Raw genomic sequence first — 13,567 nt, 5'->3', positions numbered from 1 at the left:
TTCGTCTTTAAATGCGATTTCAAAACGACATAATTCTTTGCTGCTTTGAACCTTTGCGACTTTTAAAGCAACCCATTATACTTTCTAACAAACCATTCAATTGTCAGTAAAGTAGCAATCAAAATCAATAACCAAACCCAGTCAATAATTGGAGTTTTACTTGAGATATTTTTCTCGATTGATTTGTATTCTTTGTTTTCTAAAAGTGTGTTAATCAATTGATCGGCTTGATCTTCGAAGAAAGCTTTCCCTCCTGTTTGCTGAGCCAATTGCTGTAATTTAAGTACGTCTGGATTTACGAATTGCTTTTCGATATCAAAATCTAAAATTTCAAAATGACTTGCGTATGAAGTATTCGAGTTTAATTCTTTTACTGTAAAGTTATATTTTCCTGCTGGAAGTCCTTCTAAATTAGCAGAGAAAGAATTGCTCCCTTTCAATAAATCATAATTTTTAGTTTGTTTCGTCGCAGCATTTACAACAGTAATGGTAAGTCTGGCTTTTTCATCAAACTCATAATTTTTATTGAAATATTGCGCGTTAATAATGATTTCTTCGCCAGAATTATAAAAACTTTCGTGAGATACTACTAGCGATTTCTTTGAAGTCGATGATGCTAAATATTGAATAATTTTATCCATAAAAACATCATACTTTTCAAATGACTGATTATCGACATGACTTTGCAAACGCCATTTCCAGCTGTTTTCTCCTAAAAGAAAAGCGGTTCTTTTTCCTTGATTTTCGGCGAAAGCCAATAAAGGTGCATTGGTAGAAACGTTTCTAATTTTTGACGAAAGCAAAACAGACACATTCCCATTAGTGCTAATATTTCCAAACAGATTTTGCAAAGGCGGGAAATTTTCAAAACCAATATTATCAATTGCAAACAGGTTGAAAGCTGATTGGAATTCACATAAAAAATCTTCTCGCTGATTACTCATTTTAAAAACCAGATTGTTCTGCTGCTGATTTAGAAAATTGAAATCGGTATTGTTTCCTGTGATAATAAAGGTATTTATTCCTTTTAATTTATTGTTGTCAAAAATAGCTTTGAAAGCTGTCGTTGGTTGATATAAAACCAAAACAGAAACATCATCTAAATCGCTAATTTGATTTGGTTTAACTAAAATTACCTTACGTTGCGCATTAACTTCAATTGAACGTTTTAAAGCGGCAATATCTGGATGATTTATAGCAGAAACAATCGCAACAGTTGATTTTTGATCTATGATTTCTACTGCAAAATTTTTGACATTATTGTAACTATTTTTTTCTTTTGCAGATGATTGAATAGTCGCTTTATAAATCTGCAATCCTACCTTGTCTGCTGGAAGAAGCAAATTTAGCGAAGCTGTTTTCTTTGATGGCGAGAAAGAAAGTTTTTCTTTTGCTACAACCGTACTTCCTTGCGTAATGGTAAATTCTGCATTTGTGGTTTTATCTCCTGCATATTGCAGAAAAACTTCAACCGGAAATTTATTTTTGTGAAAAGCGTATTTATTTACGTTTAACTGATTGATTTTTAAATCAAAAAAAGTAGTTGTATCTCCCACAACCAAAGGATAAACTTTATTGACAGGGTCAAAACGATATACATAATCGTTTCCTGTAGTTTGATTTCCGTCAGTAATAATGACTGTTGGGAAAATCAGATTTTTGTGGATGCTTTTTAGATTTTTGGCAACTTCGTCTAAATTGGTCTGATTTCCTTTGAAATCAAACTGGTCTGAAGTTTTAAAATCATTATCAAACTGATAGGTTTGAATATCGAATTTTTCTTTTAAAGCTGGATTCGAAACCAGTTTTTGATATAATTCAACCGCTTTCTGGTCTGATTTTAAAACAGCAATAGAACTCGAATTATCTACAACCACTGCCAAAGGTGTTTTGGTAATTTCGAGAGAATTTTTAGAAATAATCGGATTAATCAATAAAACCAACAATCCGAAAATGGCCAGAAAACGTAAAAAAGCCAAAAGTATAATCACATTGGATTTACTTTTGGCTTTGAAAAAATATTGAAAATACGACAACCCACCAGCAATTACTAAAGAAAGCAATAATAAAAGAATCGTGTTTGTAGTCATAATTTATTCAGTAATTGGAAGATTAATAATTCAAAGATTTCAAAACCTTTGAACCTTTGCAACTTAGCACCTCAGTACCTTATGTTAGCATTCCTCCGCAAACATTAAGAACTTGTCCTGTAATGTAAGCACTCATGTCTGAAGCTAAGAAAAGACAAGCATTTGCAACGTCTTCTGTAGTTCCTCCGCGTTTCAACGGAATACCTTCTCTCCATCCTTTTACTACATCTTCGCTTAATTTTGCCGTCATTTCAGTTTCGATAAAACCTGGAGCAATTGCATTGCAACGAATGTTACGAGAACCTAACTCAAGAGCTACAGATTTAGTAAATCCGATTGCACCTGCTTTAGAAGCTGCATAATTTGTTTGACCTGCGTTTCCAGAAACTCCAACAACAGAGCTAATATTGATGATAGATCCTGCTCTTTGTTTCAAGAAAGTTTTCTGAATCGCTTTTGTCATATTAAAAACCGATTTCAAATTCACATCTATTACTTGGTCAAAATCTGCCTCAGACATACGCATTAACAAATTGTCTTTTGTAATTCCAGCGTTGTTGATTAAGATGTCAACAGTTCCAAAATCTGCTAAAACAGCATCAACAAAAGTCTGCGCTTCGTTAAAATCTGCTGCATTAGATTGGTATCCTTTAGCTTTTACTCCTAAAGCATTCAATTCTGCTTCTAAAGCTTCTGCAGATGCTGCAGATGAGCTGTATGTAAAAGCAACATTTGCTCCATGTTTAGCAAAAACTTCAGCAATTCCTTTTCCAATTCCACGGCTTGCACCAGTAATAATTGCAACTTTTCCTTCTAGTAATTTCATATTCAAAATTAATGTTAATATTTCTTTACAGCTTGTGCCATTACTTATTTGCATTTTCTGCTAAAAAAGAAAGTTCCATAAGTTTTACCTACGCTATAAATGACTTGTCAAATATATAATATTTCCCTTTTTAAAAAAAATAGCATTAGTGTAATTTATAAATAAGAGCTTTTCTTTAGCATAAAACAAAAAACCGTTTCAATTTGAAACGGCTTTATTACTTAAAAGTTTACCTGACACTATGATTAAGGCAGATCAAATTCTGGAGCTGGAATAATCTCAACTGGCTGATCAATACATGGATGAATGTATTGCCCCATTACGGCTCCATCTCCTGTTTGACAATCCCAAGTTAAATCACCAGCTTTAATACTTCTTTGCTCTTCGCGGTTCAAAATCTCAACCCCTTGAAAATTTAAAATTGATTTTAACATAATTATTTGTTCTTTGGTTTTTTGGTAAACTCAATCCGTTAATGTCTGTTGAGTTTTCAGACATGAAAAATTAATTTCAGCTTTAAATATAAGAAAAAAAGTATAATATTTTTACATAAAGAAAGATTAAACTTAAAAAACAAAAACAGCTCATAAAATGAGCTGTTTCCCCCAAAATAAAAAAACAAAACTAAAAATCTTCAATGTGATTGTGCAGCATTTTTAAAGATGCAGTTGGTACCACTATTATATTTTTGCAGCCTTAAGACTTATTGGCAATATTTATTCGTCTTTATCTTCATTAATCTTATCCATGACTACACACGCAATTGCAATTATTATGGATAGATATAAATAAGGTCTTAAATATGGATAATAGTACTCATTTACAATAAGCAACCCTATTAGCCAAAAGAATATTGCTATAGTTGCTGGTGTAATTATCTTTTTAATCATAATATCTATAAATTAAGAAGTTATATACTTGATTCAGAAATTATGTTGGATAAAAGCAGCTCAAGAAATGAGCTGCTTTTTTTAAATTAATTAAGTTTCCAAGTTGTCATTCTAAATGGACTTGATGCACTTGTAAATGTATAAACAGGATCTGAGTAGAATAATCTGAAGCTTTCTGCTTTTACATAAATTCCTTGCGGATCCATGAAGTATTTATCTATACTTGCCAAGAAGAATGGTGTCGCTACGGTAGTATTTCCGTTCCATGATTTATGTTTCAGAATCATTTTCTTACCTGCTACGTCTTCTTCAATAGTAACATGATGCTGTAAAGGAGATCTACCAACAAAAGTGTAATAGATAAAAGTTCCGATAGCATGGTTGCTATAAATTTCAATAGATGCGATGCTTTGTCCTGCCGGCAACGATGCGTTTACTTTTGCTAGTTCAGCGTAAAATAACGGTGAGTTTGCAGGAGAATCGATTGTGTAATCGTCTACAAAGAATCCAAACCAAGCTAATGGCTTACCTGGAAGCAATAGTTTATAATCATCTGTAAGAACTAGCGGTTTGTCAGTATACTTTATAACTGCAGACACACCACCCGTTCCAGTAGCAGTAAAGCTTCCATCGGTATCGTTATAAACAAAGTTTGATAGTTTTTGCCCGCCTACTTCAACTGCTGGACTTACAACAATTCCTGTTGGAGAATATCCTATTCCCATGTCGTAGCTTACAGAATAACCGTTTTCAATCGAATTTGAGTTTGCAAAACGCGTTACTGCTGTAAATGAAAAATCAAATTTATGCGTAGTCGTGCCATCATTTGTTTCTAATAGTCTAAAAAGTGGTCTTTCTTCTCCTCCAATAACATTTTTTTCCATCAGAAGATTTTTAGGCAATTCTGTCCAATCTTCTGCAGTTGCTTTTACAAAACGTAATTCTTGATTACTTCTGTTGGTTCTAAAAATGATTTCTCCATTTTCTTGTCCATAGTACAAAAATTGAAAATCTCCTAAATAACCTTTTGCTCGCAATGCTGGAATGGGATAATTGTCTGAATCTGACAAAAGATGAATTCTATTTTTTGTCGTAAAAGTTAAACTCACCGTGCTTCCTACTTGGATCGCGTATTCACTTTTATAAGTAGCTGTATCAGCATCAAAATCTGATGCCATTTGCACAGTTCCATCGTCAGCAAATCTAAATAAATGAGTATATCCTCCTAAAACGGTATTATCTGTAAAATAAACCGCTTTCCACCCGTATTGAGATGAAAGCAATGCTTCGCTTAACTCTGTTTTTTGCTTATTTAATCGAGCGGTAGGCATATCATTAAAAAGTTGTTCTGCATCTGTATTATTATTACAGGCGATCAATTGCAGTATTAAAACAGCTGCAAATAAGTACTTATATAGTTGTTTCATTTTCATAATGCTTGTTTTAATTTATTACAGATGTTGTATTCTTTTCTGCTTCGTCTCTTAAAGCATAAAAATCCATATTGAATGCTTCTTTGAAATACTTTACTACAATAGCTTCTTTTGATTTTAAAGCCTGAAGAGCAAAAGGATTTTCTATACCTTCCAAAAATGCCGCGTATTCTGCTTTTGTATAAATTAGAATCATTGCCGCAGTTTCTGCAAAATCTTCGTTAATATTTGATCTCGCATAACTTGTAATAAATCCAAGCTCATTTGATTCTTCAATTTCAAAATTGTACCAATCTGCGGTATAACCTCCTGGTGTTAGCGTTTTCCAAGTTTTTTCGTCAAAAGGTTTGTTCTGATTTAAAATATGGATGTATTCGTGCTGAATTGTATGTATAAATTGTGCTACGTTTTCGCGATCCGATTTATCGATATAATCTGTTTCAAACAAAGTAACTCTCTGTCCTCCTTCAGCCAACCCTAAGGTTTTGGTTCCAACACTATTTAAATTAACTCCTCCAACCAAAACAATTTCTCTTGGAGCAATTTTCTTTACAAAATCTGGACCTCCAATTGCGGCATAACTTTTTAGCCAAATGGTTTCAACTATTTCAAGAGCAGGTTTTACCTTATTAACGTCTGGCGGGAATAAATAACGGCTGTTGTCTACCGTGTTTTGGTTCCATTTATACTGAACATTAATGTTGTATGAATTTAAATAAGTAGCGTCAATCCAATTATCTAAACTTGTCTTTTCTGGTTGGGTAAAATCTAATTGGCTTTCTCCAGGCAAGTCATCGCTTCCACATGAAAATAGAGTTATCGAAACTAGAGCTAAAACCGCAATTTTATTATATTTTAATAATTTCATAATTTTCATTTTTAAGATTATCTAGGATTTAGTTCGATACCAGTACTTGAAGCGTGCAACGGAATTTGCAATGCTCTTCTGTTATCGTCTTTTACTAAAATATTAGCTGGCTTGTTTGATGTCTCATGTCTAACTACTAGATTAAAACGTTTAATATCAAACCATCTAAGTCCTTCGTGTATAAAATCTCTTCTTCTTGTTTCTGCAATTGCTTTTACATAAGAGGTCTGTACTGGAGTCATTGCGTAGAATGGCGTATATTCATCTGCAATTACAGGGAATTTAGCCACTACTCTTGCCTCAGTCAATTTATCTGTTGTTGGATTGTATGTTGGAGTTCTTGTTGCTAAGAAATATTCTAATTCTCCAGTAGCCGTAGCGATATCTCCTTTCATAACATGTGCTTCGATTCTGTTTAAGAAAAACTCATCGTTGCTTAATAATACTTCAGCAACATAAGGATCTCCAATTCCAGCTGTTACGTTAGAATATTTAAAGTATTCGTAAAACTTAGGCAAGAACAATGTGATACTTCCATTTGAAGAATAGAAATTATAATAATACGCTTTTCCGAAAAGATTTGTGCTTGTTCCAAAGATTTCTGGACGGCGTAAACCTGATAAATTAAAACGATTTAAATGGTATACTCTACTTACGATCGTATTTGCAGAAACGATTAAAAGATTGGTTCCAACATCACTCGCTCCGTATTTTAACTGCTGATCTTCCACACTTAAAGGTTCGTAAACTGAAAAATCTCTTATTGCTGAAGGTCTAGAACCTAAGTCATTAGACAATTCAATTACTTTATCCCAATTTCCTTTTACCAAATAAAATCTGCTGGCAAAAGCTTTTGAAGCCGCTACATTAAAGTGAAATTTTGGCTCTTTATAATCGTTTGTCACATATTTTAATCCCTCTTCAATATCTTTTTCAAGAAAAGCATACACTTCAGCAAGTGTGTTTCTTTTGTATTTTGTTATCAATTCCGTTTCTGGTTTTGTTACATAAGGAACCCCTAAATCTGTATCGGCAGTTGCTGGATTGTAACGTTTTGACCATAATGAAACCAGCATAAAGTGCGAATACGCTCTCGCCATCAAAGCCTCACCTTTTTGCGGATTTAAGCTTGCCGGACTTCCCAACTCTTCTATTGCTTCCAATGCTTTGTTTGCGTGTGCAATTGCTCTATAACAAGCATCCCAGTAATACGCTTGAGTATCAATATCAGTCGCTTCTGTATTAATTTCCCAATTGTAGTTTTGCTCGTTTCTTACTAATGTTGTAGCTAATCCACTATCAAAAACATTATCAGACATAGTTTCAGCAATCTCGAAATAACTCATTTGAGGATAAGCTTCTACTAATAATTCTTTTATTTTTTCTGGCGTATCAATTTCGGTTCTATTATCTGGTTTCTCCGACAAGAAATCATCGCAGCTAGTAATACAAATAAGTATTAATAGGGATAATGCTATTTTTAAGTTTTTCATGATTTTGACTATTATAATGAAAGGTTTAAAGTAAATGTGTATTGAGTTGTTACAGGAAAAGCAACTCCTCCAGAATTACGAAACTCAGGATCTTGTCCATTTAATCTTTTATCAGAATAAACTAACCAAGGATTTACCGCTGAGCCTTTCAATGTAAAAGTGCTCACACCGATTTTCTTTTTAAAATCAGCAGGAAACTCCCAGCTCAACGATATATTTTTTAATCGGACAAAATCTCCATCTGCAATACGAACATCAGAATAGTTGTATGTATTATAAGCTCTTGCCAAAGTACGGTCTCCGCCATAATTAGCATTTAAACGTCTGTCTGCAATAACTGGCACATTGGTATAATTTTCATCACCAGGATTAATCCAACGGTTTGTAAAGTCTTTTGTAAATACCGTTAAATCATCATAAGTACTATCATATACAGGGTTTAAGCGAACTTTATTTCCTCCTGAACCTACAAAGAATATATACAGAGACAAGTTCTTGTATGTAAATGTATTAGCAAAACCAAATGATTTATTAGGCTCGATTGAACCTTCATATTTCAAATATTTAGTAACATTTAAATTATCCTGAAAATTAGCATCTGTAATATTATTCTCTGCTCCGTCTTGCAATATAAACGTAGGAAGACCTTGGTTGTTTAAACCTGTAAATTGGTAGGAGTACAATGAATTTCTTGGATGTCCAACCGTATTTCCTCCGTTTGAATCAACTAAATCGAATGCCGTTGGCGTGTTCTGCAATTTTGTAATCTCTTGATAATAAACAGAAAAATTAAGATTTGTCGACCATTTAAAATCCTTACCATTAATATTTTTAGTCGTAATACCAACCTCCAAACCTTTAGTCTCCATATCGGCATTATTACCTTGTCTAATTCTTTGGCCGCCAATACCAGATGTAATTACATAATCTACAAGATCAAAAGCTTTACGACGGTAAACGTCTGTTGTTAGCTGCACTCTGTTATTAAACATTCCAAGATCAAGTCCGATATTAGTTTCAAACTGTTTTTCCCAAGTTAAATTTCCGTTTTGAAGCTCTTCGATTCTAATTCCTGATTCTCTATCATCAAGTCCGAAACGATCTGTAATGGCACTTTTGTAAATCGCCAAAGAGTTTGTTGCTGGCCCTGCAGTAGCTGTTAAACCATATGATGCTCTTACTGCTAACGTATTTACTGATTGCACATCTTTCATGAAGCCTTCTTCAGCCACATTCCATTTTCCACTAAAAGTATAAGTTGGCAGCCATCTTGAAGAATCGCTATCACCTTGTCTATTAGAACCATCATAACGTCCTGTAACAGAAGCTGTATAACGTCTATCATAAGTATAACCTACTTTACCAAAGAAACCAACTGTTCTTTCTTTTTCTTCATTAAAACCGTAGTATGAATCTCCAGCATTAATTATTTTTTCAATAATTCTCGGATCTGTAAAAGCAGTTAAACCTCTATCATATTGCAAACCCGCAGCAGTAAATTGATCACTAGTTCTATCGACAACTCTCATTTCAGTTCCAAACAAGCCTTCTACTTCGTGCTTGTCACTAAATATATTTCTGTAGCTAACACTATTTCTTAAATTGTAAGACGTCATGTCGTTTGTAAACTTTCTTAAGAATCCTCCATTTGGCAAAACCGACTCTTTTGGAGCTGTTAAATCGTTTGGATCTTGGTATAAAAAGATATTCTGATCTCTAACCAATGTGTTTACCCCATCTTCTCCAATTGCTGTTCCTGCTCTGTATGCACCCACAACGTTTGAACCTTCTAAAATTTTATGCTCACGGCTTGTATTAGCATAACGAGCTGAACCCGTTAAATTATAAGTTAAATGCGGATTAATTTTATAATCTAAATCCAATTGAAAACGAATGTCTTTTACCTCAATTTCCATGAAGTTGTTAGCTAATTCGTTTACAATGTTCATTTTTGCCCAGTTATTTCGGTAGTATTCCAAATTTCCATTATCGTCGTACGGACGTAAAGTTCTACTTGTATTCAACACATAATTAAAAGGGTTGATATCAAAATCACGAGTTACTTTACCAAAAACAACATCTTTTTCACTTTCATAACTTCCTGGAGCACCTTGATCTCTAATAGATGCCAATGTAGATAAAGTTATATTTAATTTATCGTTTACATAAAAAGTACCTTTAATGTTGCTAGAAATCTGTTTTACATCATCGGCAATAGTCCATCCTGGATCTGTATAATAGCCCAATGAAGCATAAAATGTATTGTTTTTACCTCCACCAGAAAAACTTAAAGAGTGATTTTGCGTAATAGACGGTCTAAACAAAACGCTGAACCAATCTGTATTGGCTTGTTCGTATTTCTTCAAAAAATTATTACGGCTAACAGGATCATTATTAACTAAATAAGTTCCAGTTTCAGGATTATAAGTATTTATAGCTCTTCCTAAAATATTGTAAGCGCCTCCATATCTTCCGTTTACAGTAGTTGGCAAGTCCAAATAACCTTTAGCTTCCATTTCTTTGAAAATACTCATAGATTCCTGAGAATTTAAAATATCAAATTGGCTATAATTTGGAACTGTTCTTACGGTCTGCTCCAATCCGTAGCTAATTTTTAACGGAGAATCTCTACGCCCTTGCTTTGTTGTTACAACGACAACTCCATTTAACGATCTTGAACCATAAATTGACGTAGCCGATGCATCTTTAAGAATTTCAATACTTTGAATATCGTTTGCACTTAAGCCTGCAACAGATGAACTTAATAATGTCTCTGAATTTCCAGATGCCAAATCAGCAAAAGACATATTGATAATATCTTCTTGAACAACACCATCAATAACCCATAATGGCTTTGTATCTCCAAAAATTGAAGACGATCCACGAACGGTAATTTTAGGAGCTGTACCAAAAGTTCCTGTAACATTCTGTACGGTAACCCCAGCCGCTTTACCTTCGATCATTCGGCTTACGTCAACTACACCATCTATTTTTAATTCGGTGCCCGAAATTTTACTAATAGCACCGGTAAACGTTCTTTTTGAAGTTTTTTCGTATCCAGTAGTAACCACAACCTCTTTTAGATTCTGACCCGCTTCAGTTAAAACAACTGTTGGAGAAGTATTGTCAATACCAATTTCTTTGGTCTCCATACCCACATAAGAAATAAGCAAACGGTCTACATTTGCAGGCATTTCAATCGTGAAATTTCCATCAAAATCTGTCAAGACAGCTGTTTTTGTGCCTTTTGCCATTACAGTAGCGCCAGGTAGCGGACTTCCTGATTGGTCTGTAACTTTTCCTTTAATAATAGGTCCAAAAGTCAAAATCTCAAACAAAGAATCATGATTGTTTCCATAAGAGAAAGTATTAATCGTATTCTTTTGAAGGACAATCTGATTGCTTACTTCTGAAAAAGTAATATTAAAAGGAACCAATATTCTGCTAAGCACACTCGACAGAGTTTCTTGGTTTGCCTCTATACTAACCTTCTCTCCTAGTTGGGGAAGTCTTGAGTTATAGGAAAATTTTACATGAGCAGACTTTTCGATTTTTGATAAAGCATTGTCTAAAGTTAAATTATCAACTGTAATAGTAACTTTAGTATCTAATTTTTTCTGCCCATTTACATTATTTGCGAGAGTAACACTTGAAAACACAAGCGCTAACACAAACTGAAACAGCGTTATTTTCATGATTTGGTGAAGTAATCGTTGCTTGACAACAGGTTTTTTCATAATTTTGGTTTGTTTTGATTAATACTATTCGCGTGTATTTTAAGAAACATCATAAATTACCCTTTACAGAGAGTGATTTATTCAGATTTAAGTGTCGATAATGTTACAGCATTCTCGGCACTTTTTTATGCATTCATTTTTTACATAGGCAATTACAAATTATTTTTTAGTTTTTGAATTAGTTAAAATTTTGGATGTTTTTCTTTTTATTCTAATTGAATCAAGAATTCTAGTTACAGCCAGAAGTCGTAATTACAATCTGATTTCCATTCATTTCATAATTGGTATCATTGCCGATGCTTTTGCAGATTATTTTCAGCTTTTCGGCCAACGGCTGATCGCTTAATGAAGTGGTTAATCGGCAGTCTTTCAATTTATCGTCAGGAAAATCAATATCTACTAAATAAGCCTGCTCTATAGTTTCAAGAATTTGTGCCACAGGAATATCTGTAAACTCAAAGCTTAATTGCTCGATATTTCGAACACTACTTACTAAAATCGGGTCTTGCGTAATATTGGTTATTTTATTAAAAACCAATTCTTTACGAGCAAATCGAAGCGCCTGATTTGGAAGCAGTACAATTTCTTTATTTTCGTTACTTCGAACTAAATCATTCGATTTTACCTTAACTTTACCGGTGCGAACAAGAACTTCAACATTTTGCTGATCTGGATAAGCTTTTATTCTAAAACTCGTTCCCACAACTCTAGTTACAATTTCGTTGGCATAAACAAAAAAAGGCTTTTTAGGATTTTTACTAATTTCAAAGAAACCTTCGCCGGATAAATACACCTTTCTTTCGTTTCCGGTAAAGATTTTAGGGTAACTTAATTTACTATTAGGCTGTAATAAGACCGAACTTCCGTCAGATAAAGTAATGGTTTGAGATTTTTCAGTATTGTTGGTTTGTTCTACTAAACCTTCATTGTTTTCTTGAACCAGTTCGTTGTAAGTAACTTCATTATCATTTGCAGTTAATTCCGTTCTAAAAAACCATACAGAAAAAATACCAACTAAAATAGCTGCAGCAACACCGCTAATCCAGTATCTCTGCACTTTTATTTTTTTGATTTTTGAAGTCTGATGAGAAAATTCTTCTCTATGTTCAATTTTACGCCAAGTTTCCTGTAAGGCTTCATGAACTTCATTTGAAGATATGTTAGATTCTGGAACTCGCATTGCCAGTAAAACAAGCCTTGCATCTTCAACAAGTTTTGCTCTTTGAAGATTTTCGAGAGTCCATTCTTCCCAGCCTTGTTCATCAATCTTAGACAAAATCCATAATTGAAAAGACTCATCGGCTAAGAAGTCTTCTATTTCGGTATAATTGTTACGTTTTTGCATCTCACTATTAGGGTTACAAAAACATAGAGGACAGTTTTTTTATTATATACTCATCTATTTAAGATTTTTTTTTGATTTTCTCTTAAATTTTTAAAAAACCCCTGAAGATATAAGGATTAAAAGCGGAATACTGCCTTTCCATTCTTTTCGAAGACTTAACAAACCACGATGCAAAAGATTGCTAGCCGATTGATAATTCACATCTAACAAGTCGGCTATTTGATCTACACTAAGGCCTTGATGATAACGCAGATACAATGCTTCTTTTTGACGGCCAGGAAGATCGTTCAACAATTTATTTAAATACAAAACGCGCTCGGCTGTAACTTCATCTTCAACCAAACGGTTTTCTATAGAAAAGTCAAAAAGAAATTCTAAAACATCAGTCGTTGTAGTTTTTCTAAATACATGATCTCTTTCATGCAAACGCGCAATTCGCTTTCTAACACTAGAAAGCAAATAAGCTTTAACAATAACATTATCTTGAAGAGAGTCGCGATAAAGCCAAATATCAGCAAAAACATCTTGAATACAATCTTGCACTTTCTCTTCATACGGACAAAGTGAATTGCCGTAACTGATTAAGTCTGTATAATATTTCTCAAAAAGTAAAGAAAATGATTTCTCATTACCATTTTTCAAATTATTCCATAGAATAAAATCGTCTAAAACTTTGTTCTTTAAAATTTGGCTCATACAAAAAAGCTTTGGGGCGTAAAATCAAATTATTTAAGATGGATTTCTTTAAATAACAGATTAATTACAGGGATTAAATTGTATACTAAATTTTGATTTTTTTTCTAGAATTAAAACTAACCTACAAAACGTTTAATTAACAAAAATTAAACAAGTATTTTACATGCTAACTCGTTTTAAGACCTATAA

At 33.4% G+C, this 13,567-nt stretch carries 9 protein-coding genes; all 9 read right to left on the bottom strand.

Features of this window, described 5'->3' with window-relative positions:
- Nucleotides 1–62: 62 nt before the first annotated feature.
- The 9 genes from NCC77_RS13820 to NCC77_RS13780 all read right to left on the bottom strand — a co-directional run bounded on the left by NCC77_RS13820 (nucleotide 63) and on the right by NCC77_RS13780 (nucleotide 13,378).
- The gene (locus NCC77_RS13820; protein ID WP_250836092.1) at nucleotides 63–2,090 is read right to left on the bottom strand and encodes a hypothetical protein; all 2,028 of its coding nucleotides are present in this window, start codon (nucleotides 2,088–2,090) and stop codon (nucleotides 63–65) included.
- Nucleotides 2,091–2,169: 79 nt separating this feature from the next.
- Nucleotides 2,170–2,916, bottom strand: coding sequence for a 3-oxoacyl-[acyl-carrier-protein] reductase (gene fabG, locus NCC77_RS13815; protein WP_095929284.1), 747 nt, complete (start codon nucleotides 2,914–2,916; stop codon nucleotides 2,170–2,172).
- Nucleotides 2,917–3,161: 245 nt separating this feature from the next.
- Nucleotides 3,162–3,350, bottom strand: coding sequence for a hypothetical protein (locus NCC77_RS13810; RefSeq protein ID WP_250836091.1), 189 nt, complete (start codon nucleotides 3,348–3,350; stop codon nucleotides 3,162–3,164).
- A 542-nt stretch (nucleotides 3,351–3,892) separates the two neighbouring features.
- Nucleotides 3,893–5,233 carry a DUF4302 domain-containing protein gene (locus tag NCC77_RS13805; protein WP_349306049.1) on the bottom strand — a complete coding sequence of 447 codons (1,341 nt, stop codon included), beginning with the start codon at nucleotides 5,231–5,233 and terminating at the stop codon, nucleotides 3,893–3,895.
- A gap of 16 nt (nucleotides 5,234–5,249) precedes the next feature.
- The gene (locus NCC77_RS13800) at nucleotides 5,250–6,107 is read right to left on the bottom strand and encodes a substrate import-associated zinc metallohydrolase lipoprotein (RefSeq protein ID WP_250836089.1); all 858 of its coding nucleotides are present in this window, start codon (nucleotides 6,105–6,107) and stop codon (nucleotides 5,250–5,252) included.
- 17 nt (nucleotides 6,108–6,124) lie between these two features.
- A complete protein-coding gene (locus NCC77_RS13795) occupies nucleotides 6,125–7,600 on the bottom strand; it encodes a RagB/SusD family nutrient uptake outer membrane protein (protein ID WP_250836088.1) in 1,476 nt (491 codons plus the stop codon).
- A gap of 11 nt (nucleotides 7,601–7,611) precedes the next feature.
- Nucleotides 7,612–11,337: a SusC/RagA family TonB-linked outer membrane protein gene (locus tag NCC77_RS13790; RefSeq protein ID WP_250836087.1), complete on the bottom strand. Its 3,726-nt coding sequence runs from the start codon at nucleotides 11,335–11,337 to the stop codon at nucleotides 7,612–7,614.
- Between the two features lie 229 nt (nucleotides 11,338–11,566).
- Nucleotides 11,567–12,682, bottom strand: coding sequence for a FecR family protein (locus NCC77_RS13785; protein ID WP_250836086.1), 1,116 nt, complete (start codon nucleotides 12,680–12,682; stop codon nucleotides 11,567–11,569).
- Between the two features lie 90 nt (nucleotides 12,683–12,772).
- A complete protein-coding gene (locus NCC77_RS13780; protein ID WP_250836085.1) occupies nucleotides 12,773–13,378 on the bottom strand; it encodes an RNA polymerase sigma factor in 606 nt (201 codons plus the stop codon).
- Nucleotides 13,379–13,567 lie beyond the last annotated feature (189 nt).

The sequence above is a fragment of the Flavobacterium tyrosinilyticum genome, assembly GCF_023656565.1.
Taxonomy (GTDB): domain Bacteria; phylum Bacteroidota; class Bacteroidia; order Flavobacteriales; family Flavobacteriaceae; genus Flavobacterium; species Flavobacterium tyrosinilyticum.
This window is presented reverse-complemented; position numbering and strand designations above follow the sequence as displayed.

Bases quoted from the DNA above. Each gene is read 5' to 3' on its own strand.
- NCC77_RS13780 (WP_250836085.1), bottom strand. From the start codon at position 13,378: ATGAGCCAAATTTTAAAGAACAAAGTTTTAGACGATTTTATTCTATGG.
- NCC77_RS13810 (WP_250836091.1), bottom strand. From the start codon at position 3,350: ATGTTAAAATCAATTTTAAATTTTCAAGGGGTTGAGATTTTGAACCGC.
- fabG (WP_095929284.1), bottom strand. From the start codon at position 2,916: ATGAAATTACTAGAAGGAAAAGTTGCAATTATTACTGGTGCAAGCCGT.
- NCC77_RS13795 (WP_250836088.1), bottom strand. From the start codon at position 7,600: ATGAAAAACTTAAAAATAGCATTATCCCTATTAATACTTATTTGTATT.
- NCC77_RS13785 (WP_250836086.1), bottom strand. From the start codon at position 12,682: ATGCAAAAACGTAACAATTATACCGAAATAGAAGACTTCTTAGCCGAT.
- NCC77_RS13820 (WP_250836092.1), bottom strand. From the start codon at position 2,090: ATGACTACAAACACGATTCTTTTATTATTGCTTTCTTTAGTAATTGCT.
- NCC77_RS13790 (WP_250836087.1), bottom strand. From the start codon at position 11,337: ATGAAAAAACCTGTTGTCAAGCAACGATTACTTCACCAAATCATGAAA.
- NCC77_RS13805 (WP_349306049.1), bottom strand. From the start codon at position 5,233: ATGAAACAACTATATAAGTACTTATTTGCAGCTGTTTTAATACTGCAA.
- NCC77_RS13800 (WP_250836089.1), bottom strand. From the start codon at position 6,107: ATGAAATTATTAAAATATAATAAAATTGCGGTTTTAGCTCTAGTTTCG.